The sequence below is a fragment of the Streptomyces sp. NPDC044061 genome (genome assembly GCF_056434305.1).
In genome coordinates this window covers 18,716-38,777 of sequence record NZ_JBWKFL010000034.1, presented here as the reverse complement: position 1 = coordinate 38,777, position 20,062 = coordinate 18,716, and the positions used below count along the sequence as shown (strand labels likewise).

10 protein-coding genes are annotated in these 20,062 nt (G+C 73.6%); 2 read left to right on the top strand and 8 right to left on the bottom strand.

Going from position 1 to position 20,062, the window contains the following annotated elements; all coding sequences use genetic code 11:
* Positions 1-5: 5 nt before the first annotated feature.
* Genes AC07CM_RS38335 through AC07CM_RS38300 form a run of 8 tightly spaced genes read right to left on the bottom strand, consistent with a single transcriptional unit; the run spans position 6 to position 13,616 of the window.
* Positions 6-6,440 carry an eCIS core domain-containing protein gene (locus tag AC07CM_RS38335; protein ID WP_478881141.1) on the bottom strand — a complete coding sequence of 2,145 codons (6,435 nt, stop codon included), beginning with the start codon at positions 6,438-6,440 and terminating at the stop codon, positions 6-8.
* Positions 6,437-6,721: a hypothetical protein gene (locus tag AC07CM_RS38330; protein ID WP_478881140.1), complete on the bottom strand. Its 285-nt coding sequence runs from the start codon at positions 6,719-6,721 to the stop codon at positions 6,437-6,439. Before AC07CM_RS38330 ends, AC07CM_RS38335 begins: the two co-directional genes overlap by 4 nt.
* Positions 6,712-8,703, bottom strand: coding sequence for an ATP-binding protein (locus AC07CM_RS38325; protein WP_478881139.1), 1,992 nt, complete (start codon positions 8,701-8,703; stop codon positions 6,712-6,714). Before AC07CM_RS38325 ends, AC07CM_RS38330 begins: the two co-directional genes overlap by 10 nt.
* 33 nt (positions 8,704-8,736) lie before the next feature.
* Positions 8,737-9,648: a Pvc16 family protein gene (locus tag AC07CM_RS38320; RefSeq protein ID WP_478881138.1), complete on the bottom strand. Its 912-nt coding sequence runs from the start codon at positions 9,646-9,648 to the stop codon at positions 8,737-8,739.
* Between the two features lie 60 nt (positions 9,649-9,708).
* Positions 9,709-10,455 (bottom strand): hypothetical protein, encoded by a 747-nt coding sequence (locus AC07CM_RS38315; protein ID WP_478881137.1) that lies wholly within the window; start codon positions 10,453-10,455, stop codon positions 9,709-9,711.
* Positions 10,448-11,176, bottom strand: a complete 729-nt coding sequence (locus AC07CM_RS38310) for a T4 family baseplate hub assembly chaperone (RefSeq protein WP_478881136.1) — start codon at positions 11,174-11,176, stop codon at positions 10,448-10,450. The genes AC07CM_RS38315 and AC07CM_RS38310 overlap by 8 nt, the downstream gene beginning before the upstream one ends.
* Before the next feature lie 34 nt (positions 11,177-11,210).
* A complete protein-coding gene (locus tag AC07CM_RS38305) occupies positions 11,211-11,735 on the bottom strand; it encodes a phage tail protein (RefSeq protein ID WP_102908267.1) in 525 nt (174 codons plus the stop codon).
* 21 nt (positions 11,736-11,756) lie between these two features.
* Entirely contained in the window at positions 11,757-13,616 is a 1,860-nt protein-coding gene (locus tag AC07CM_RS38300; protein ID WP_478881135.1) for a phage tail sheath subtilisin-like domain-containing protein, read from the bottom strand.
* Positions 13,617-14,200: 584 nt separating this feature from the next.
* Between AC07CM_RS38300 and AC07CM_RS38295 the strand changes: the two genes are divergently transcribed.
* Together AC07CM_RS38295 and AC07CM_RS38290 are read left to right on the top strand one after the other, a co-directional pair.
* Positions 14,201-15,055 carry a DUF4132 domain-containing protein gene (locus tag AC07CM_RS38295; RefSeq protein WP_478881134.1) on the top strand — a complete coding sequence of 285 codons (855 nt, stop codon included), beginning with the start codon at positions 14,201-14,203 and terminating at the stop codon, positions 15,053-15,055.
* Positions 15,052-20,037, top strand: coding sequence for a hypothetical protein (locus AC07CM_RS38290; RefSeq protein ID WP_478881133.1), 4,986 nt, complete (start codon positions 15,052-15,054; stop codon positions 20,035-20,037). The genes AC07CM_RS38295 and AC07CM_RS38290 overlap by 4 nt, the downstream gene beginning before the upstream one ends.
* Positions 20,038-20,062 lie beyond the last annotated feature (25 nt).

Genomic DNA, 20,062 nt, shown 5'->3' with positions numbered 1-20,062 from the left:
TCTTCCTAGCGCAGTCCGTAGTAGTTCAACAGATACTCTTTCACGAGGCGACGTCCCTCATCGAGCACGTCCTGCTCCGTCTTGCCGAGTATCTCGGTGCGACCCGTGTACGTCCGCAGCCACCTCTCGGCCACCTCCGTCTCCCGGCTCACCAGCTCGTCCCTGACCTGCTGTGCCCGGCTGGGATTTCCCTCTGCGTCCACACGGCCTTGGACTCCCTGACTGAGCTGCCTGGACGCCGCCGGCGCGCCCCGCATGGACATGGGATACAGGCCTCGTCCGCCGATTCTTCTGGTGCGCTGCCGCTTCCACCTTCCGGTCCGGGAATCCCGCGTGCCCTGGTATCCCCTGAACGCCTCGTCCCAGTCGGAGTCTCCGAAGGAAATGAGCGTCGTCATCATCGCGGCGAATCCCAGGTTTGCCGGGTTGCGAACCGATTCCCGCACAAACATCAGCCAGTGGAGCTCACGAATCATCTGCTTCTGCGTTCGCGTCAAGCCATCGGTATACGTACCGGTGCGCGTGAACTTTTCCAATGCGGAGGCCAGGATGGGGCCGGACAGACCCTCACCCTCCAGATCCGCGATCTTTCTGGCGATGTTCGGGTAGGAGGATCTAGGCTTGACCAGGTCGAGTTGTGTGTAGGCGTTGGAGCCTGTTTTGTTCTCCTCACGCACTGATTCCCTGTCTTGACCGACGCGGTATTCCTCCATGACATCGGACCCGGGCTCATGGGGAGCCAGCGTGCGCTGTCCGCCTGGGGTCGACGCCGTGAGCGCAGTACCGCGGCCACGCAAGTAGTTCACGGCTCCCGGAAAGTCTTGTGCCGAGTCGACGTCCAGAGCCGCGTCCGGGTCGGCGTCCTTCTCGAGACGCATCCGAGTGGCAGCCTGTAGCACCCGCTGGTCGGTAAGCATGTCCGCCGAGGTCTCATGCACGATGGCCCGCAAGTCGCCACCAGTCAGCCTGAACCCACCGCCGGCGAGCTCCTCCGGGTTCAGGCGTGCTGTAACGCTGAACCGCTGATCGTGTTCTCGGGTGAGAGAGGTGAGGCGATACCACATTCGTGCGACCTGCAGTGCGAGATCGAAACTCCTGCCCGTCGGACGCCTGCGCAACACGCCCTCGACCCGGGGCTGGAGGCGTGCCACGATCTTCGCGAGCCGCGCCTCCTTCGACTCCTTGGACTTCTCGTCCTTGCGGCGCCGGTCCTGCTCCCGCCTCTTCTGCTCCGCCTGCCGTCGCTTGTCATCGCGCAGTCGGTCGCGCTTCTTCTTGAACCAGTCGCGCAGCTTGGAGGCGCCATTCTTCAGGGACTTGCCCAGCTTGGAGTTCTTCAGTTTCCGGCCGAGGGTCCGCCCCGCGTTGCGGACCTTCGTCAGGGCCGACTTGACCGCGCCCTTGGCCCGGGAGAGCGCCCTGCCCGCCGCGGACTTGGGCTTCCTCTGCTTGGCGGGCTTCGGGCCCTCGATCTCCTTGTTCTTCTTGGAGGGCGTGCGGGGTGCGGATTCCTGCTCCGAGGGTCGCTTCTCGGAAGGTTGCCTCTCCGAGGGGCGTTCCGGTGTCCGGTCCTGCTCCGCTCGCGTCGGCTCCGGCTTCGCCGGTGACTTCGGGGTCGCGTGGTCCTTCGGCTTCGGGGGTGACTTGGGGTCCGGGGTCGGCCTTCCCTCCGGCCGCTCCGCCCTCGCCGGCGCGCCCAGTCGCTCGCGCGCGTTCCGCAGCGCCCCCCGTGCCTTGTTGACCGCCTCGCCCGCCGCCTTCCGTGCCCCGCGCCCCAGCTTCTTCAGGCCCTCGGTGATCTTCTGGGCCATGGCCTTCAGGCGCTTGCCGACGCCCTTCGCGGCGGAGGAGAGGCGGGCCAGCAGGAAGTTGGTGATGAGGTCGAGGAGGGCCACGACGCCCGCCGCGACCGCCTCGGCGAAGAGGCACGCCGCGGGGCCCGCCTTGACCGCCTTCAGGTACGCCCAGAACTTGGAGAACGCGGAGAGGATGGAACTGAGGCTCTGCCAGGCCGCCATCAGGCCCTGGACGATGGTGAGGATCGCGCCCGCCGCGGGGACCAGCATCGAGACGACCTTCTCGATGACCAGCGTGGCGATCATCATCGGCAGCGAGGCGACGATCGCGTCCCACGCCATCCTGCCCATCTGCTTGATGGACACGCACCCCTTGACCAGCACGTCGATGATGGCCTTGCCGAGACCGAGGATGCCCTCGACCTTGGTGTCGAACCACTGCTTCACCGCGACCTTGATGGCGCCCCAGAGATGGTCGGTGATGCCGGCCTTCGCCGAGCTGCCCGCCTTGGACAGCCAGCCGCCCGGGTCGGGCGCGATGTCGGCGACGAGCGCGGCGAACTTGCCGAGCGCCTCGATCGCGGCCTGCGCGAACTTGATCGCGCCGAGGATGATCGACCGGTAGGCCTGGATGACGGCCTTGAGGCCCGCCTCCAGGACGTCGAGGAGTTTGTTCAGGCCGGCGGCCAGGGCGTCGAGGAGGGCGTTGACGCCCTTCTTCAGGTCGTCCGCCAGCCTGTTGACGGTCGCGATCGCCCGGTCGCGCAGGCCCTCGATCGCCCTGCGGAAGCGGTCCCGCAGTTCCGGGAACGCGGCGAGCAGCACGTCCCCGATCGCGATCAGCGCGTCCGCGAGCAGGTTGATCGCCTTGATCGCCAGGTCGCGTACGAAGTCGATGGCCTTGTCGGCCCACTCCTTGAAGGTGTCGATGATGCCGTTGACGGCCTTGCGGGCGGCCTCGAACACCGCGGTGACCGCTTCGAGCAGGGCGCTGAAGAACCCCTTGACCTTGTCGGCGAGCCAGCCGAAGAAGCCGCCGGAGGGCTTCTTCTCCTCCTTCTTCTTCTCCGCCTCGCGCTGCGACTTCTCCCGCTCGGCGTCGATCTTCCGGTTGTCCTGGTCCTTGCGGCCCTCGATCTCCTTGTCCTTGTCGTCGCGGGCCTTGACGATCTCCTTGTTGCGGGAGGTGTGCTCCTGCTCGGACTTGGTGTCCGCGTCCTCGATCTTCGTGTCCTGCTCGGTCCGCCACTGCTCGCGCTGCCGCTGGACCTCGCCGGCCACCCGGCCGCGTTCGGCGGTCTGCTGCTCGGTGTTGCGGGTGACCTCGCGGTCGATCTCGTTCTGCTTGTCCTGCTTGGCCCGTTGTTCGCCCTGCTGGTGCTCCTTCTCCTTGGCGGTCAGGTCCCCCTGGGCCCGGCCCGCCGCGGCGTCGATCTCGGTGCCCTTCTCCTGCTTGGCGACCGCGCCCACACCGGCCTTGGGCGAGGGTCCGGCCTGCAGCTCACCGCCCTTGCCGCCCCCACCGGCGGCCGCCTTGCCGACGAGCCGCTCCCGGGGCGCGTTCGGGAAGACCTGGTCCTCGCCCATCGGCTTGGCCGCGTCCTCGCGGCCGACGCGGTGGACGTCGTTCTGCTTGTCCTTGAGCGCCTTGGCCTGGTCGTCCGTGCGCTTGGGGTCGCTGGCACCCTCGAGCCTGATCTTCGGCGCGGGTCCGACCGTCTTGTTCTGCAGCGCCGGGTCGACGGTCGGCACGGCGTCGGCCGCCGCCTCGACGCTCTTCGCCTCGTCGGCGGAGAGTTCGGCGGCAACCGGAGGCGGCGGTGGGGCGACGTCGTCCGCGGGGTTGCGGCCCTGGGCCTTGTCGCTGCCCCTGGCCTGCTGCTTGTCGCCCTGCTCTTCCGGTCCGAGCCTCTCGACACCGCCGGTGACCTGCGCCGCGGGTGCTGCCGCCGCGGGCGGCGCCGAGCGCGTCTGCGGCGCCCCGGAGGGACGCTCCCGGGTCGGCGGGGCGGCGGCGAGGCGCTGCTGTTCCTCGCCCACCTTCCTGTCCACGGCCCGTCCCACACCGGGCATGGCGACGGACGCCTGGTCGGGCGCCAGCCTGCTGACGGTCCGCACCGCCGCCTTGGGGTCCTGCCCGGAGACGTCCGGCGGTTCCTCCTGCTTCTCCTTGTCCTCGGCGGCGGCGCCCCCACCGCCACCGCAACCGCCCTTCGCGCCGTCGTCCTTCTCCGGCGCGGGCTCGGGCGGCGCGCAGCCGCCGCCGTCCTTCTCCAGGGACGCCTCGGGCTGGGGCCGCGCTCCCGCGGGCGCGCCCAGCCGGCCGGGGTTGTCGGTCTGCTCGGCGACCGGGCCGACCGCCGCCTGTGCCGCGGACGGTGCCGCGCCGGGCCCGGCACCGGTGGTCGGCCCGACCCGTTCGCTCTCCCCGACCCGGCCGCCGCGCGGTGTCGCGCCGGGCCCGGTCTCCCTGGGTACGGCGCTCTTGGCGGCCGGCGCCTCCCGTTGCGGTTTGGGCGGTTCGGCGTCACGGCGTACGGCGGGCGAGGGGTTGTGGTCCTCGACGGGCGTACGAGGGGTCTGCGCGCCCGCGGGACGGGCGAGGTCGGCGGTGGCCGCCGAGGGAGCCGGTGCGGCGGCCGGCGCCTGCGGGCCCGCCTCCTGCAGCGTACGGTCCTGCCCCTCCCGCTGCTCCTGGCGGCTGTCGGCGGCGTCCCCCTCGTCCTCCTCGGACGTGGGCCGTTCGGGCTCCGGCTCCTGGCTCTCCTTGTCGGTGGTCTCCGGGTCGGGCCCGACCTCCTGGTCGGTGGGCTTGTCCGGCTGCAGGTCCTTCTCGTCGCGCTCGCCGGCCTGGGCGACGGGACCGCCCTCGGGCTGGGGGGCCTCCCCCTCGACGGGCCCCTCGTCCTGCCCCGGCGCCTTCGCGTCCGGGCCCGGCTCGGCCTCGTCCTCCTCCTGCTCCTGCTTCTCGCGTTCCTGTTCGATCCGCTCGGCGCGGGTCGGCGGAGGGGTGGGGAAGGAGGGCACGGAGGGCTCGGCCGCGCCTGGGGCGAGCCTGTCCGCGGTCGGTACGGCGGACAGGTCGAGGTCCGTCTCCGGGAGATGGTCCTCGGGCTTGATCACGAGCTGCCGACGACCGGCGCCGGCCCCGCCGGACTGCTCCTCGTGCCCGTCGACCTCGCCGTCCGCGCCGGCCTCCAGGCCCAGCGGCCGCTCCTCCTCCCGGAGCTGCCCCTCCTCCTCGTCCTTCTCGTTCAGCCCGTGCTCGGACAGTGCGCTGTCCGGCTGTTCGGCCCGCTCGTCGACCTTCTCGGGCCGGACGGGCCCGGGCCGGCCCTTGGCCTTCGGGTCGAGTTCCTCCCGCTTGGCCCCCGCGGCCGGCTGGGTCGCCCGCTCCTGGCGGCTGCGCCGGTCGGAGCCGGGCGCGTTCGCCTGTGCGGGGTCCTGTTCCTCCCGGTCGCGCTGGGCCTTGCGTTCCTCCTTGGCCTGTTCGGTGCCGTCCTGCCGAGCCTGTGCGCGTTCGTCGGCGGCCTCGTCCACCCGGGCACGGTCGGCGGACTGCTGCTCGTCCTCCTGCCGCTGTTCCTCCCGCGTCTGCCGGCGGGAGTTGTTGCGCTCGTCCTCCTGCTCGGTGCGCCGAGCGGCTTCCTGGTCCTCGACGGCGGCGTCCGCGCTCGCCCGGCTGCGGTCGCTGCCGTACTTCTCGTCCCGGTCCCGGGCGTCCCGCCGTTCCTCGCGCGCGTCGGCGGCCTTCCGGTCCTGCGCGCCCCGGTCGCCGTCCCGCTCGTGCTGCCAGTGGACGCGTTCGACGCCGAGCAGCTCGAACAGGTCGGGTTCGGCCTCGGGTGCCCGGGTGGGCTGGAGTTCGGGCGCCCGCTCGTCGGCCTGTTCGGCGAGTTCCAGGAGCCGGTCGAACTCCGGGGTGAGCAGGCGCACTTCGAGCCGGTCGAGTACGGAGTCCTGCAACTGCGGTGACATTCTGGCGAGTTGCATGCGCACCCGGCCGGAGAGGTCGGCCGGGTCGCCGCGCAGGGAGCGCAGCACGCCGCCCGCGAGGCGGTCCACGAGCCCGGCCGGGTCGACGGCCTCGGTGCGCATCCGGTCCGCGTCGACGGTCGCGTACCGCAGCCAGCCGGGAGTGGACTGCCCCTCCTCCACCGCGGCAGCGGGCTCCTCCCGCTCCGGCCGTACGAGACTCCGGGCGGCCGATTCGGCCTCCCGCTCGATCGCCTGCTGGGGCAGACTCACCGCGCCGGGCTCGCGGCCCGCGCGCAGGGTGCCCAGGCCGTGCGGGTTCTGGACGGTGTGCAGCAGTTCGTGGGCGAGGAGGCGGCGGCCCTCGTCCGTGCCGGGCTTGAAGGCGCCCTCGCGGAAGAGGATGTCCTGGCCGACGGCGACGGCGTCCGCGCCGAGCAGCTCGGTGAGCCGGGCGGCGTCGCGGCCGGTGTGCAGGCGTACCCGGCTCAGGTCGTGACCGAGCTGCTCCTCCAGTTCGCGCCGTACGCCGGGATCGAGAGGCTGTCCGGCCCCGCTGACGATGTTCTTCGGCTCGGGGGCGCGGGACTTGGCGGCCCGCTCCTTGCGCCTGCGCCGGCGTTGCTCGGAGGTCTGGTCGGAATTCGCCTGCTGTGCTTGGGAACTCACGGCGTCACCTCCCCGTGGCCGCTGAGCCCCTCGTGCACCGCGCGGGCCAGCTCCTGGCCGAGCCGACGTGCGGTCAGGCCCGCGGGCAGGGGCGCGAGGCCCGTCAGGGCGTCGACCGTCAGGGCGCCGTTCGCGGCGAGGGGGACGCCGTGCAGCCGTACCAGCCGGGTCAGTTCGCGTTCGAACGCGGCCGACACACGGGCCGGGTCGGCGGCGAAGCCGTCGAGTACTAGTTCGCCGACCTCCACCCGGATCGCCGCCGGCCGCCTGGTCACACCCATCCGCGGACCTCCGTGGGCGTCAGCGAGCGCTCCAGCTTGAGGTATTCGGTGCGGGCGGCCGCGAGCATGTGCCGCATCTGCAGCCGATCGCCCTCCTCGGCGGCGAGGAACGCCCCGGACAGGGCGATGTTGCGGATCGAGCCGCCGGCGACGGTGAGCCGGGCCAGCAGGGCGGGGTCGATGTCCTTGACGGGGGCCTGCGGAGGCAGCACGCGGCGCCAGATCTCGGCGCGTTCGTGCTCGGCCGGGAAGGGGAAGTCGACCACGAAGCGGATGCGGCGCAGGAAGGCCGTGTCGAGGGCCTGCTTCATGTTGGTGGTGAGGATGGCGAGTCCCCGGTACGCCTCCATGCGCATGAGCAGATAGCTCACCTCGAGGTTGGCGTACCGGTCGTGGCTGTCCTTGACCTCGCTGCGCTTGCCGAACAGGGCGTCGGCCTCGTCGAACAGCAGCAGCGCACCGCCGCGTTCGGCGGCGTCGAAGACCCTGCGGAGGTTCTTCTCGGTCTCGCCGATGTACTTGCTGACCACCTGGGAGAGGTCGACGACGAACAGGTCGAGGCCCAGCTCCTTCGCCATGACCTCGGCGGCGAGCGTCTTGCCGGTGCCGGAGCCGCCCGCGAACAGGGCGGTGACACCGAGACCGCGGCGCAGGGTCGCAGCGAAGCCCCACTCCTGGTGCACGGTCGGCCGCTGCCGCACATGGGCGACGATCTCCCGCAGCACACCCGTCTGCCGTTCGTGCAGCACGAGGTCGTCCCAGCCGGCCCGCGGCTCGATCCGGCGGCCCAGTTCGTCCATGCCGATCCGGGCCTCGTCCAGACCGGCCCGCCAGGCGAGCACGGCGGCGGGCTCGTCCTCGTGGGGCAGCCGGCGGCGTACGGCGGCGGCCGCGGCCCGCACGACGTGCGGCGGAAGCTGGAACTGCGCGACGAGGGAGCGCAGTTCGACGTCGGTAAGGTCGGTGAACTCCTCGAAGGCGGTTGCCCAGAGCGCGAGTTGCTCGTCGTCGTCCAGACGGGGCACGGCCACTCGTAGGCCGTGTGCGCGCTCGGTGCGCAGCGGATCCTCGCTCGACACCACGACGGGTACGGCGGCCCCGGCCAGGAACGCCTCGGTCGCCGCCCGCTGGTCGCGGTCCAGTTCGCCGGCCTCCACCAGCAGCGCGGCCGGCAGCAGGATCGCCTCCCGCTGCCACAGCCGGGCCAGCCGGTCGCGTTCGACCGGGTCGGCCGGCACGTCCTCGGCGCTCATCGCGTACAGCCCCAGCCCGCAGCGGGCGGCGGCGGCCGCGGCGATGCCGGCCCGGCCGCGCAGGTCGCCGCCGGTCACCTCGACCAGGGGCGGCGCGTCGGGGTCGCGGCCGTCCGGCGTCCAGCCCTCGGCGAGCCGGGTCGCGGCCAGGTCGTACGGGGGCGGCAGCGCGTCCGGTGCCGGGGTGCGGCGCAACCGGCCGTGCAGCCGGGCGTCCAGGTAGGGCGAGTCCAGCAGGAAGTGCAGGATGCGCTCGTCCAGCCGGAGCCGCGAGACGGTCAGCCGGGTCTCGTCCTCCAGTTCCACGATCCGCCAGCGCCTGAGCGGCGCCACGGGGGTGAGCGCGCTCCAGTGCGGCCCGTCCAGCGCGGCCAGCGCGAGCGAGAAGGTGGGGTACGCCCGCTGCGGATCCCCTGCGGCCGCGGCGCACCGGGCGGCGGTCGTGGGGTCCAGCTCGTCGGCGGCGGTGAGGAGCACCAGGTCGCGCTCGAAGGGGGTCAGGCCGAAGCAGGCGACGAGTGCGTCGAGAGGGGTGGTGGTCCCCGGTACGGGCACGACGGCGGCACCGGTGTGGGTCTCGCCGGTCCGCTCCCCGGCGTCGTCGGCCCGCGACTCGGCGCGGGCCGCGTGGGCGTCGACGCGGGCGAGGACGCGCCGGATCTCGGCGGTCAGCGTCGTGCCGCCGCCGCCCGCCGCCGCCGTCGCCGCCGCCGGCTCGTACGTCCCCATGTCCTCACCTGCCCCCGTAGGCTCCACGTCGCCTCAGTTCCCCGCGCCCTCGTCGCCGCCCGTCCCCGCTCCGGAACCGGAGCCGGAGCCGGTCCCCTCGGCGGGCCGCGCGCTCTTCGGTGCCTTCTTCGCGGCCCTGGCCGGCTGGGCCGCTTTGCGGGTGCGGGCGGTTGTCTTGGCCGCGCTCCTGGCGACGGCCTTCGCGGGCGCCGTCCGCGCGGGCTTCACGGAAGCGGGCTCATCGGCCGGCTCCTTCTCCGCGCCGTCCCGGACGGCCGTGTCGCCCGACGGTTCGTCACGACGCGGCCCGGCCGCCGGTGGGACGGGCGCGCCCGGCGCTCCGAACGGCAGCACCCGTACCTCGGGACGTTCGACGGGCTTGGCCGGCACCGGCGTCTCGCGACCGTCGATGAAGACGAGGGAGGCCTGGTAGGCCACCGACAGCGTGTACGGGGTCTGGTAGAGCATCCCCCACAGCTTCGACGTCTCGTCGACGTCCATGACCGTCGGCGTGAACCGCACCCGCTGGGCGGCCTCGGCGAGGTTGCTGCCCGCCAAGTAGGGGCGCTCCCCCGCGAGTTCGATGACGTCCTTGGGCAGGACCGGTGTCTCGTGCAGGGTGCGCACCACCGAGCCGATGAGCCGCTGCGCGACCAGTTCGGTCTCGTCGCCGTACGCGCTGATCACGTAGTTGAGGTCGAGGGCCGCGGCGGCCCGGCGCACCAGTGTGCCGTCGGGCGCGCGGGTCGGCAGGTCGTTGTTGCGCTGGGAGGCGTTGGGCGTGACCTGGTAGAGGAAGACCGAGATGGTGGGGTCGGCCGGTGGCTCGGTGGGCGGCTTGCGCGGCTCCACCTTGACGGCCATGTCGATCTCCGGCTGCAGGTGGGACTCGATCAGCAGGGCGAGGGCCTGGCTGACATGGGCGATGGCGAGTGCGTTGCTCATGACGTCAGTTCCCCGTTTCCTCTGCTGTTGCCTCTCCCGCCGCTGTCACTGCCGCGCGGCTCACTCGCGCCCCCGTGCCAGGTAGTCGGCCAGGCTGAGGGCCGCTCCCGGCCGCTCGGCGGGCCGCGCGGACCGGCGGCCCCCGTTCCCCGACGGCGACTGCCCGGCCGTCACCTCGAGCCGGCCGATCTGCACCTGGACGACCTGCTCGGGCGCCCGTCCCGGCCGGCGTGCGGCGGCCTGTCGTACGGCCTCGCGGGCCGCCGTCGTGTCCGCGGCACTGGGGCGCGGTGCCGCGGAGACGACGGTGGGGGCCACGGCGTCCGTGCCCGGTGGGGAGGGCAGGGACGCCGTGGCCCGGTCCGGGCGCTGCTCCGGGCCTCCCCGCCCGGAGGCCCGCGGACCGGTCCGGGGCACCGGGAGCGGCCTGGGCACCGGCAGCGCGGCGGGGCGCAGCAGGGGCGCCTCGGGCAGCGCGGGCCGGGCGGGGCGCGCCTCCGGCTCGGCGGGGGCGGGCTCGGCGCGGACGACGGTCCGCTCCCGTTCCGTGTGCCGTCGGACCTCCATGCCGGCCGGCCGGGGCACGTCGCGGTCCGGTACGGGCGAGGGCGCGGCAGAGGGACGGAGCACGGAGTCCGTGGCGCCCGGGTCCGTGGTGCGGGCCCGGACCGCCTCGACGCGCTCGAACGGACCGGGCAGCCGCGGCCGTACCCGGACGCCGTCCGGTCCCGGGAGCGCGTGCCGGGCGATCAGCCGGTCGAGGAAGTCGGGCTCCGCCTCGGGCGCCCGGGAGGAGGCGTCAGACATCCGCACACAGCTCCAGGTAGTAGCGGCGCCGCAGCGGGCTGAGCGCCAGGATCTCCGGCTCGCTCCAGCCGTACGCGGTGGCGAGCAGGTGGACGTCGAGCAGCAGGTCCCTGGCCCAGGCGTCCAGTTCGGTCCACAGGTAGGAGGCGATGTCGAGGTCCGCCCGGGTCGCCGTACCGCACTCGGGGCAGCCGACGTCGAGCGTCACGTCGGCGCCCGGGTCGGCGGCCTCGACGGCCTCGGCGATCCGCCGCCGCACCGGGGCCGGCAGGGCTTCGGCGGTCTGCGCCGTCCCGTCCCGCACCGCCGAGACCAGGCAGCGGGCGATCAGGGCGGTGCGTGGGTCCGCGGCTCGGGCCGCGGTCGTCAGATCGCCGGCGGCGGGCAGCCGGAACACGATGTCCCAGCCGCCCTCCGCCAGCCGCAGGACCGGTTCCCCGGGGCCGTCCAGCGACCGGGCCAACTCCCCGGCGTCCAGTTCGAACTCCATGTCCGCGCCGCACGCACGGCACTCCAGCCGCACCTGCATCCGCTCCCCGAACAGGGCGCGGCGCAGGGCGAACAGGTCGGACTCGCGCTCGCCCACCGGCACCGCCGGCAGCGCGGCGGCGTCGAGGTCCGGACGCGCCGTGCGGTGCAGCAGCAGGGCGCGCCCGGCATCCGCCTCGGCGAGCCCCTCCTCCCAGGTGGCCAGCAGCCCGGCCGCCCCGGTGATCGCCATGTGTTCCCCCCGGCTTCCTCAACTCACTGCCACATCACGCCGGGTTGAGGAAGGAGGGCTCCTCGGGCTCGGGGACCTCGTAGTCCCGCTCCCAGCCCTCGCACTCGAGCTTCAGCGACTGGATGGCCACCGCGTTGGCGTTGGCGTCCAGTTCGCCGAGGACCTGGTACTCGCTGGGCCAGGTCCGGTAGAGCTTGTGCGAGACGGCGACCTGGCCGGCCTCGTTGAGGACCTGGATCACGATGTCCTTGCGGAAGTCGGCGAGGGACACCTCGGAGCCGAGTCCGGCGCCGACCTGCCAGACCTTGTTGGCCCAGCGGTCGAACTCGGGATCGTGGGTGACCCCGCGCTCCAGTGTGACGCCCTCGAACTCGGAGCGGCCGGGCGACTTGCGCGGCGAGGACGGGTCGCCGCCGTGCCGGTGCTTGACGACCTCGGTGGTCCGCTTCAGCGGACTGATCTTGCTGATGCCGGCGACCGTCCGACCGTCCCACAGGACCAGGAACTTGAAGTTCTTGTAGGGGTCGAAACGATGGGCGTTGACGGTGAACTCTGCCATCGAAAGTGTCCTCGGGATTCCCTAGAGCTCGAACTGCCCGGACGTCTGCTGGATTTTGACGATCACGAACTCCGCCGGGCGGACCGGTGCGATGCCGACCAGGACGTTCACGATCCCGTTGGCGACGTCCTCGTCGGTCGTGGTGTCGCTGTCGCACTTGACGAAATAGGCCTCGCGCGGGGTGCCGCCCTTGAAGGCGCCCTGCCGGAAGAGGGTGTGCAGGTACGAGGAGGCGGCGAGCCGGATCTGCTGCCACAGGTTCTCGTCGTTGGGTTCGAACACCACCCACTGCAGGCCGCGTTGGAGGCTCTCCTCGACGTGCAGGGCGAGCCGCCGCACCGGGACGTACTTCCACTCGCTGTCGAGCGCGTCGGCGCCCTCCAGGGTGCGCGCGCCCCACACCGTCGCACCGGTCAGCGGGAAGCTGCGCAGGCAGTTGACGCCGAGCGGGTTGAGCAGCCCGGTCTCGCGGTCGGTAAGGCTGACGGTGAGCGAGTGGACGCCCGCCAGGCGCGCCTCGGTGCCGGCCGGTGCCTTCCACACACCGCGCTCGGAGTCGGTGCGCGCGATGACTCCCGCGACCGCGCCGGAGGGCGGGAAGGAGCGCAGCCGCCCGGTCAGCGGGTCGGTGAGCTGCAGGTGCGGGAAGTACAGCGCCGCGTGGTTGCCGCGTACGGCGTCGAAGGCGGCGATGCCGGCGCGTGCCGCGTCGACGCTCACCCAGGTGCCGGGCGCGTCGACGAGCAGGAAGATCCGCCGCTCCTGGCACAGGCGCTGGGCAGCCGACACGACCGTGATCGCGTCCTCGGTCTTCTCGTACCCGGCGAGTTCGGGCAGGACGAGGAGGTTGACGTCGGCGACCTGGCGCAGGGCCTGGATGCCGGTCTTGTCGGCCTCGGAACCGATGAGGTCGCGCGGTCCGGGCGCCTCGCCGTCCTCGCCGCCCTCCAGCGGGAAGACGGGCGGGTTGACGGAGGCCTCGAGGCCCAGGTCGTTGGCGCACTCGCCGACGAAGCGGACGACGTCCTCGGGGTCGGTGGAGCCCGCGACCACCTGCAGGCGGCGGCCGAAGGGGGTCACCTCGGCGCCCGCGAAGGAGTGCCTGCCCGGCGCGTCGGGCAGGGCGCGCAGCTTGCGTTCGAGCAGCAGCGCCAGCTCGGCCACGGACGCGGGGACCTCGCCGTCGCAGTCGGGGTCGTAGAGCGTGAACTCCCGCTCCACGTCGCCGATCTTCACCGTCAGGTCGACGGCGAGGTCGGGCAGGTCGTGCCCGAACGGCTTGGAGACGGTGCCGGAGGGGTCGGGGCGGCCCTCGCCGACCACCTCGACGCGGATCAGCCGCGAGCCCGCGTTGATCACGGTCTGCGCGAAGCGATCGTCGGAGGGGTCGGCGGACAGGCCGGTGAAGCTCTCGCGGGCCTCGCCCCGGGCGTCGTAGACCCGCAGGTTGAAGGTGTCGTCGGGGCAGGGCGTGTCCTGGTCGACGGCCACGCGCAGGCCGTTGCCCCACAGCCCCGGCTCCTTGGCGTGCACCTCCAGGACGGCGCTGTCGCTGTGCCCCTCGGTGGACTTGAGGGTGACGCGGGCGGCCTTGCCGCTGCCGGCCTTGGTGACGCGGACGACGACGGCGACGGTGCCGCCGTTGCCGAAGAACTGGTGGACCGCGTAGCCGACGGCGCTGCGCGCGCTCAGACCGCCGAAACGGCGCTCGAACTCCGCGAAGCTGGTGACGCGTACCGGCTCATTGAGCGGACCGCGCCGGGTGTGACCCACGAATGCGGTCACCGACGTGGTCAGGGTCGAGATGGTGCGGGTACTGCTGGGAAGCTCTTCGACGTAGACGCCGGGATACGTCGGCTTGGCGGCGCTCACCGCGCTCATCGGCTTTCCCCCTCCTGTCCCTGTCTGCGGGCACCGGACGAAGGCACCAAGAGACAGACAGCGGAGGGACATGTTCCAAATCGGTGCGCCAAACGGCCCCGCATGACTGGACGACAGCGGCTCGGCGCACCGCATCAGTTCCCCCGTCGGCGCCCGGACGGTCGGATGTCCGGGTCAAGCAGTGCGCTTGCGACTCCTGATGCTCAAGTGCTCAACCCACCTTGTTGCGTTGGGAGTTGACGCAACAAGGCGTCTTCCGGCCAGGCCCCGAAAAGGTTTCGTGAAGGTCAACTCGCAGCACTCGCACATCATGCCCGCGCGCCCCCGGCAGCTGGTTCACAGCTTCTGCACGGCGGGCGTCCGGACAGCATCGGCGACCGCGTCCGGGCAAGGCCGACACTCCGGAGGACACCGTGTCCCGCGCGCCGCGCACGGCTCCGGCGTTCTCAGGTCCTCCTCGGCTCGCGCACGGACCCCGGTGGCCGGTTCGTGGGGGTGCCGTTCCCTCCGGGTGCCGGCAGGCGTTGTCAGTGGCCTGTCCTACAGTTCCCGTCACTTGATCACTGCGGTGCGGGGAGGCACGTATGGGGTGGGTGTCGGCCGGCGACTACGAGGTCGCCCTCGACGGCGGGAAGGTGGTGTGCCGCAACGCGGCCGGGCGACGGCTGAAGTCCGTACCCGCCAAGCTCACCGACGATCCGGCGGTCATGGGCCTGCGGCAGCTCGCCGAGTGGCTGGAGCGGCACGAGCGGCAGTGCCTGGCCGACGCCGAGCGGTGGATGGTCCGCTCGCTGCCGGCGCCGTTCGCCGTCGTCGCCCGGGTCTGGCCGGACCCCGCCTGGCAGGCGGCCCTGCGCGACCTGGTCGTCACCGGCGAGGACGGCCGGGTGGCCGGCTTCCTGCGGGACGCGGATCCCGAGCGCGGCCTCGGCCTGGTCGACCTGGACGGCGACACCGTACGTATCACCCCCGCCCTGGTCCGCGTCCCGCACCCGGTCCTCCTGGACGACCTGGAGGAACTGCGGGAGTTCGCGGTCGAGCTGGGTGTCGAGCAGCGCGCCCGGCAGCTCTTCCGCGAGGTCTGGCGGCGCCCGGCCGGCCTGGACACCGACGGCACCCAGGTGGAGGAGTACGCGGGCGGCTCCTACAAGGAGCTGCGCTTCCTGCACGGCAGGGCGGCCCAGCTCGGCTACCGCGTGCGCGGCGGGCACGCCGTGTGCTCCGTCCTGGAGGACGGCCGCGGCATCGAGGCCCGCGTGTGGGTGGGCGACTACGACGGATACGAGGAGACCGAGACCGGCCCGCTGGTGTGGACCGACCCCGCCGGGCGCGCGCTGAAGCTCGGTCAGGTCGGTCCGGTCGCCTGGTCGGAGGGCATGCGCATGGCGGCCGCGCTGTACGCCGGGCGGGACATCGAGGACGAGGAGCAGGCGGCATGAGCACGTACGACGAGACGACCGCTGCCGCGCTCCTGGATGCCGGCGCCGTACTGCCCCCGGGCAGCACCACCCGGGAGGACGCCGACTCCCTCACCGTCCGCAGCTACACCCACCCCGCCCTGGCGGACCGGAGGGTCGTGCGCCTGGTGCCGGGCACCCTCGGCGAGGCCGAGGACCTGGCGCTGGAGTTCCTGGGCCTCGCCCGGGAGCCGGAGACGCCCGAGGTCGGGCAGGTACGCAAGGAGACCCTCGGCTTCCCGGCCTGGGCGCTGGTGAACGACCCCGCGAACGGGCACCACGCGCTCGCCCTGGTCAAGGACGTCGAGCGGCTCGCCCGTCAGGCCAAGTCCCGCCCGGGCAACGCCAAGGAGGGCTTCGAGGCCCTCGGCGAGCGGCTCGGCCGGGCCGTGCCGCACTTCCTGCCGACCTTCTACGAGCAGGCCGCGCGGGTCTTCCTGCAGCACGAGAACACCACGTACGCGGCCGCCTTCTTCGGCAAGGCCCGCGAGGCCGAGCGGGTGCACGCGCTCACCGTGGACGAGGAGCGGCAGCGGGCGGTGTTCCTGGAGTTCGCCTTCGCCGGCGCACTGACCGTCAAGGCCCTCAAGGAACACGTGAAGGACCTGGCCCGGCGCCTCGACCCGGCCGCCGCGTGGGCGCAGTTCAGGCAGCTGACCGTGGAGCGCTGCGCGGCCGGCATGCCGCCGTACGCCTCGCTGCCGCAGGACGCCCGCGGGCTGATCAAGGCGGCGGGACTCGACCGGGAGACGGAGGAGTGCGCCCTGGTCGCCGACCTGATCACCTCTCCCGCCGCCGTCCGGGCGCCCGCGTCCTTCTGGAACTCCTACCGCTCGCTCCTGGCGGTCCTGGCCGAGCGGCAGCCGGCCGTCCGTGCCCGCCTGCTGGAGATCATGCCGGCCGGGCTGGGCCGGGGCGTCGAGGACGACGAGTTCTGGCTGACGGTGCTCGCGGAGTGCGGGGCCGAGCGGCTGCTGACCGACGCGGAGGCGGCCGAGGAGCACGGCGTCGATCCCGCGGACTGGCTGAGCCGGTGGGCGTCCTTCCGGAAGCACGGCGGGTCCTACTCGCGGCGTTCGCCCGCCACGCTGGCGCTCGTCGAGCGGATGGCCGCGCCCCTGAGGGCCGCGGGCCGGCCCGTGGACCTGTTCACCGGCCGCTGGCACGCCGGCGCCGACCTCGATCTGCTGGACCTGTGCGCGGCCCAGGACGTCCCGCTCGCGGTGCCGGGTGCGGAGGTGAACGTGTACCTGCCGCTCGCCGACTGGCTGAAGGACACCCGGGCCGGCCGGCGCGACCTGGTGGCCGTCGCGGCCGACCCGCGTCTGAGGCGCCGGCTGCACCAGGCCGTCGACACGGATATTTCAGGCAGACTGGGTGCCGATCCGCTCGAGGCCATGGCCGACCACCCCGTCCTCTCCGGCGTGCTGCGCGAATGGCTCGACGAGGCCGCCGAGGACTTCACCCGTGCGGTGGGCCTGCCCTCCGCCCGTACCGCGCTCGCCAGGCTGCGCCCCTTCCGGGCCGTCGCCCGCCGGGCCAACCCGGACGCCGTCGCCCGCATCGCCGGCCACGAGGTCCCGCCGCTGCTCGGCCGCACCCTGCGCGCCGGGATCATGGACGAGCTCGGCTGGCCCGCCCTGGACGAGGCGCTGGCGCTCCTCGACGCCGAGACGAGGAAGGGCGAGGACAACACGCTGACGATCCACGAGGCCTGGCCCGCGCTGATCCTGGCACGCCGGCACAAGGCGGTGGTGGTCGGCCCGGACCAGGTGCTGCTGGAGCACGACCTGCGCCTGCCCCAGGAGCCGGACCGCTGGCAGCGCCCCCGCTTCCGGTACGTGGACGGCGAGCTGCTGGTGGTGTGGCGGCAGGGCAGCAAGCAGCACGGCTACTGGTCGGCCCGCCCCGCCGAGGTGTTCGAGCTCGGCGGCGAGCAGATCCCCGGCTGGTGGTCGGGTCACGAGACCGACGCCCCGTCGATCCCGCTGCCCGGCGGCGGCCGCGCCACCGGCGGCCGCACCCTGCACCCCGGCGACACGGTCCTGCCCCCGAGCCGTGCCGTGATCGGCGACGGCACCACGTACTGGCGCCAGGGCAGGCAGGGCCGGGAGACGGTGTGGCTGGAGTACGACCCGGCCACCGGCACGCACGGCCGCGCGTCCCTGCCCGCGCTCCTGCGGTCCGGCATCCGCGAGGACGCCTCCCTGCTGCCCGCCCTCTGCGAGGTGCTGCCGCTGCAACCGGGCCTGGAACACAGCCCGTTCGGCACCGACGGCACGGTGCTGGGCCGCTGGGTGCGCGTGGAGGGCGAGGGCGCCGAGGCCCGCAGGGTCGCCGGGACGCCCGACGGACGCACCGTCTCCGTGCCCGCCGCGCACCACGGCCGTGCGGCCGCGGCGCCGCTCGGGGCGCTGCGGCTGCCCGGAGGCGCCGAACCGGTCGCCGCGCAGATGACGCGCCAGGTGGGCCTGTTCGCAGCCGACGACACCTCGTCGGGCGGCGAGCTCGGCCGGGTCACGCCCAACGAGCGCGGCAGCGAGTTCGCCGCGGGCACCCGGCTGGTGCCCCCGCTCGCCTTCTGGCACGCGCTGCGCCCCCGTGACGAACAGGGCTCGGCGGCGCTGCGCGCCCTGACCGACGAGCGGACGGCCGAACTGCTGCGGGTCATGGCCCAGGCCCTGGCCGGACGGCGGGAGGCGCTGGTCCGCGCCGGCTCGGACGAGGCCGCCAGGGCCGCCGTCCCCCCGGCCGACGAGGTCGCGCTCGGAGCCGTCGCCCTCACCCTGCCCGGCTGCACCGACGGCCTGCTGCTCGCCGGCATCGCCTCCCTGGTCCGGGTGGCGCTGAGCGTCACCGAGTCGGCCACCGCCTTCGCGGCGCCACCCGAGGAGCGGCCGCAGCCGCGCAAGGGGACGGAGGAGATGTTCGCCGATCACCGCCCCCGGCACGGTGACGACCGCACGCTGCAGTCCGCCCTCTCGGGTGTCGTCGGCCCGCGCGGCTGGTGGTACGGGGAGCGGTGGAGCACGCTGCGCCAGATCCGGGCGGTGAACCACGTGCTGTCCGGCAGGCCCGCCGAGGGCAAGCAGTTGCCCGGCCGGCAGCAGATCGCCGCCCTCGGCGACGGCTGGCTCAGCGACGAGCACACCGTCCCCGAGATAGGAATGGTGTGGCCGGTCGTGCTCGGCGTCCTGCGGGCGCTCGCCCTCCGGGCCGCCTCGCCCGCCCTGTCCGACGCCCAACGCGAGCCGCTGGTGCTGCTGTTCGAGGCCGTCACCGAGGGGCCGCTGCTGTCCGCCGTCGACCGGCTGCGCGAGATCGTGCTGAGCGAGCCGCACGACAAGCAGCAGCGGGCCGGACAGGTGCTGCGCCGCGACGGCCGTACGGTGGTGATCCTCGGCTGCCAGAGCGTCGACGGGCAGCGGGGCCGGGTGAACTGGCTGGCCCTGGACCACGACCCGTCGGGCGCGTTCGGGGCGGTCGCCCATTTCGTGCTGGAGAGCGAGGTCCGGCACGCTCCGGGGATCTCCGCCGAGGACCTCGCCGCCGTCGCCCGGCTGATCCGGGACAAGGGCGCCGCACCCTGGCGGCCCGAGGCGCCCGAGGCGCTGGTGACGGCGACCGGCGGCAGCCTGGGCCCGATGCAGGCCACCGTGCTGACGGCCGGCCTGCCGCAGTCGCCGGACACGGAGGCACTGGCGCTGCTCGGACTCAAGCCCCGGCAGTGCGAGTTCGCCCGCGCGCGGGTGACCGATCTGGCCCTCGAGGACCGTACGGCCCTGATGGGCGCGCTGCTGCCGGCGGACCCGGCCGACCTGTGGACCTGCGGACCGGACACCCGGGCCGCGGGCCGTGTGTGGGCGAAGCGGCTCGGCTCGTTCGTCCGCGTGCCCGAGGACCTGGCCGCCGACCTCGCGGGCACGGGCGCCTCGTGCGCCGAGGAGGCGCTGAACCCGGCGCGCACGCCGTGGCTGGCGCGCACCACGGTGCTGCGGCCCGACAAGGACGGCACCCTCGCCTGGGAGGACCCGGAGGCGGTGCCCGGCCGGCACGATCTGGCGTCCGCCGTGGACTCCCTGGCCGCGCTGGCCTACGTGCTGCCGTACGGGCACCCGTTGCGCGCCCGGCTGCCCGAGGGGCTCGCCGCCCTGCGGCGCCGTACGAGCGATCCGGAGCTGCTGCTCGACCTGGACGTCGAGTGGACCGAGAAGGGCGGCTCGACCGCCGTCGAACTGCGCAAGGCCTACGGCCTCCCGGCGACCGGCGGCGCCGACGCGCACGGCCTCACCCGGGTCGGCGAGGCGATCGTCCTGCGCCCCTGGTACCGGGACACGGAGACGGTCCTGGTCCGCCCGGCCGCGCTCAGCGGCCCGGACGACACGGTGTTCGGGCTGCTCGAAGGCCTGGTCGGCCAGGCGCGCGGCCACGGCCTGCGCATGCTGCGCACGCTCCTGGGCGACGAACTCGCCCGGGCCGTGCGGGCAGGCGCCGACGGCCCCTCGGGCTACGCGCAGGACCCCTCCGTCACCGTGCCCGGGCTCGTCACCGAGGTCGCCGCGGCACACGGCCTGGGCGAGGACGCGGCCACGCTGTACCTCCAGTTGCTGGCGCTGCCCGATCCGACGGACCGCAACTGCGTGCGCTGGACCGGCTGGAAGCCCGCCCGCACGAAGAAGGCCCGCACGGAGCTGGCGGCGACCGACCTGGTCGTGGAGGCCAAGCGGCCGCGCGCCGGGCGGAGCCTGTTCCTGCCCTGCGGCTGGCGCGACACGAAGTCGCCGGCGCTGCCGGTGGAGATCTGGAAGGAGGGCCTGTACCCGGTCCTCGACCAGCGGCGCGCCGTACCCCCGCTGCCGGTCCCGGAGTTGTTCGCCCGTGCCTGGGACCGGGTCCGCGCGGGCGACGCCCCGGCGTACGAGGAGTTGACCACGCGGGAGAGGCGCAGGGGGCGGCGCCGATGACCCCTTCTTCCCCGACCACCACTCG

Bases quoted from the DNA above. Each gene is read 5' to 3' on its own strand.
- AC07CM_RS38330 (WP_478881140.1), bottom strand. From the start codon at position 6,721: ATGGGTGTGACCAGGCGGCCGGCGGCGATCCGGGTGGAGGTCGGCGAA.
- AC07CM_RS38325 (WP_478881139.1), bottom strand. From the start codon at position 8,703: ATGGGGACGTACGAGCCGGCGGCGGCGACGGCGGCGGCGGGCGGCGGC.
- AC07CM_RS38320 (WP_478881138.1), bottom strand. From the start codon at position 9,648: ATGAGCAACGCACTCGCCATCGCCCATGTCAGCCAGGCCCTCGCCCTG.
- AC07CM_RS38315 (WP_478881137.1), bottom strand. From the start codon at position 10,455: ATGTCTGACGCCTCCTCCCGGGCGCCCGAGGCGGAGCCCGACTTCCTC.
- AC07CM_RS38310 (WP_478881136.1), bottom strand. From the start codon at position 11,176: ATGGCGATCACCGGGGCGGCCGGGCTGCTGGCCACCTGGGAGGAGGGG.
- AC07CM_RS38305 (WP_102908267.1), bottom strand. From the start codon at position 11,735: ATGGCAGAGTTCACCGTCAACGCCCATCGTTTCGACCCCTACAAGAAC.
- AC07CM_RS38300 (WP_478881135.1), bottom strand. From the start codon at position 13,616: ATGAGCGCGGTGAGCGCCGCCAAGCCGACGTATCCCGGCGTCTACGTC.
- AC07CM_RS38295 (WP_478881134.1), top strand. From the start codon at position 14,201: ATGGGGTGGGTGTCGGCCGGCGACTACGAGGTCGCCCTCGACGGCGGG.
- AC07CM_RS38290 (WP_478881133.1), top strand. From the start codon at position 15,052: ATGAGCACGTACGACGAGACGACCGCTGCCGCGCTCCTGGATGCCGGC.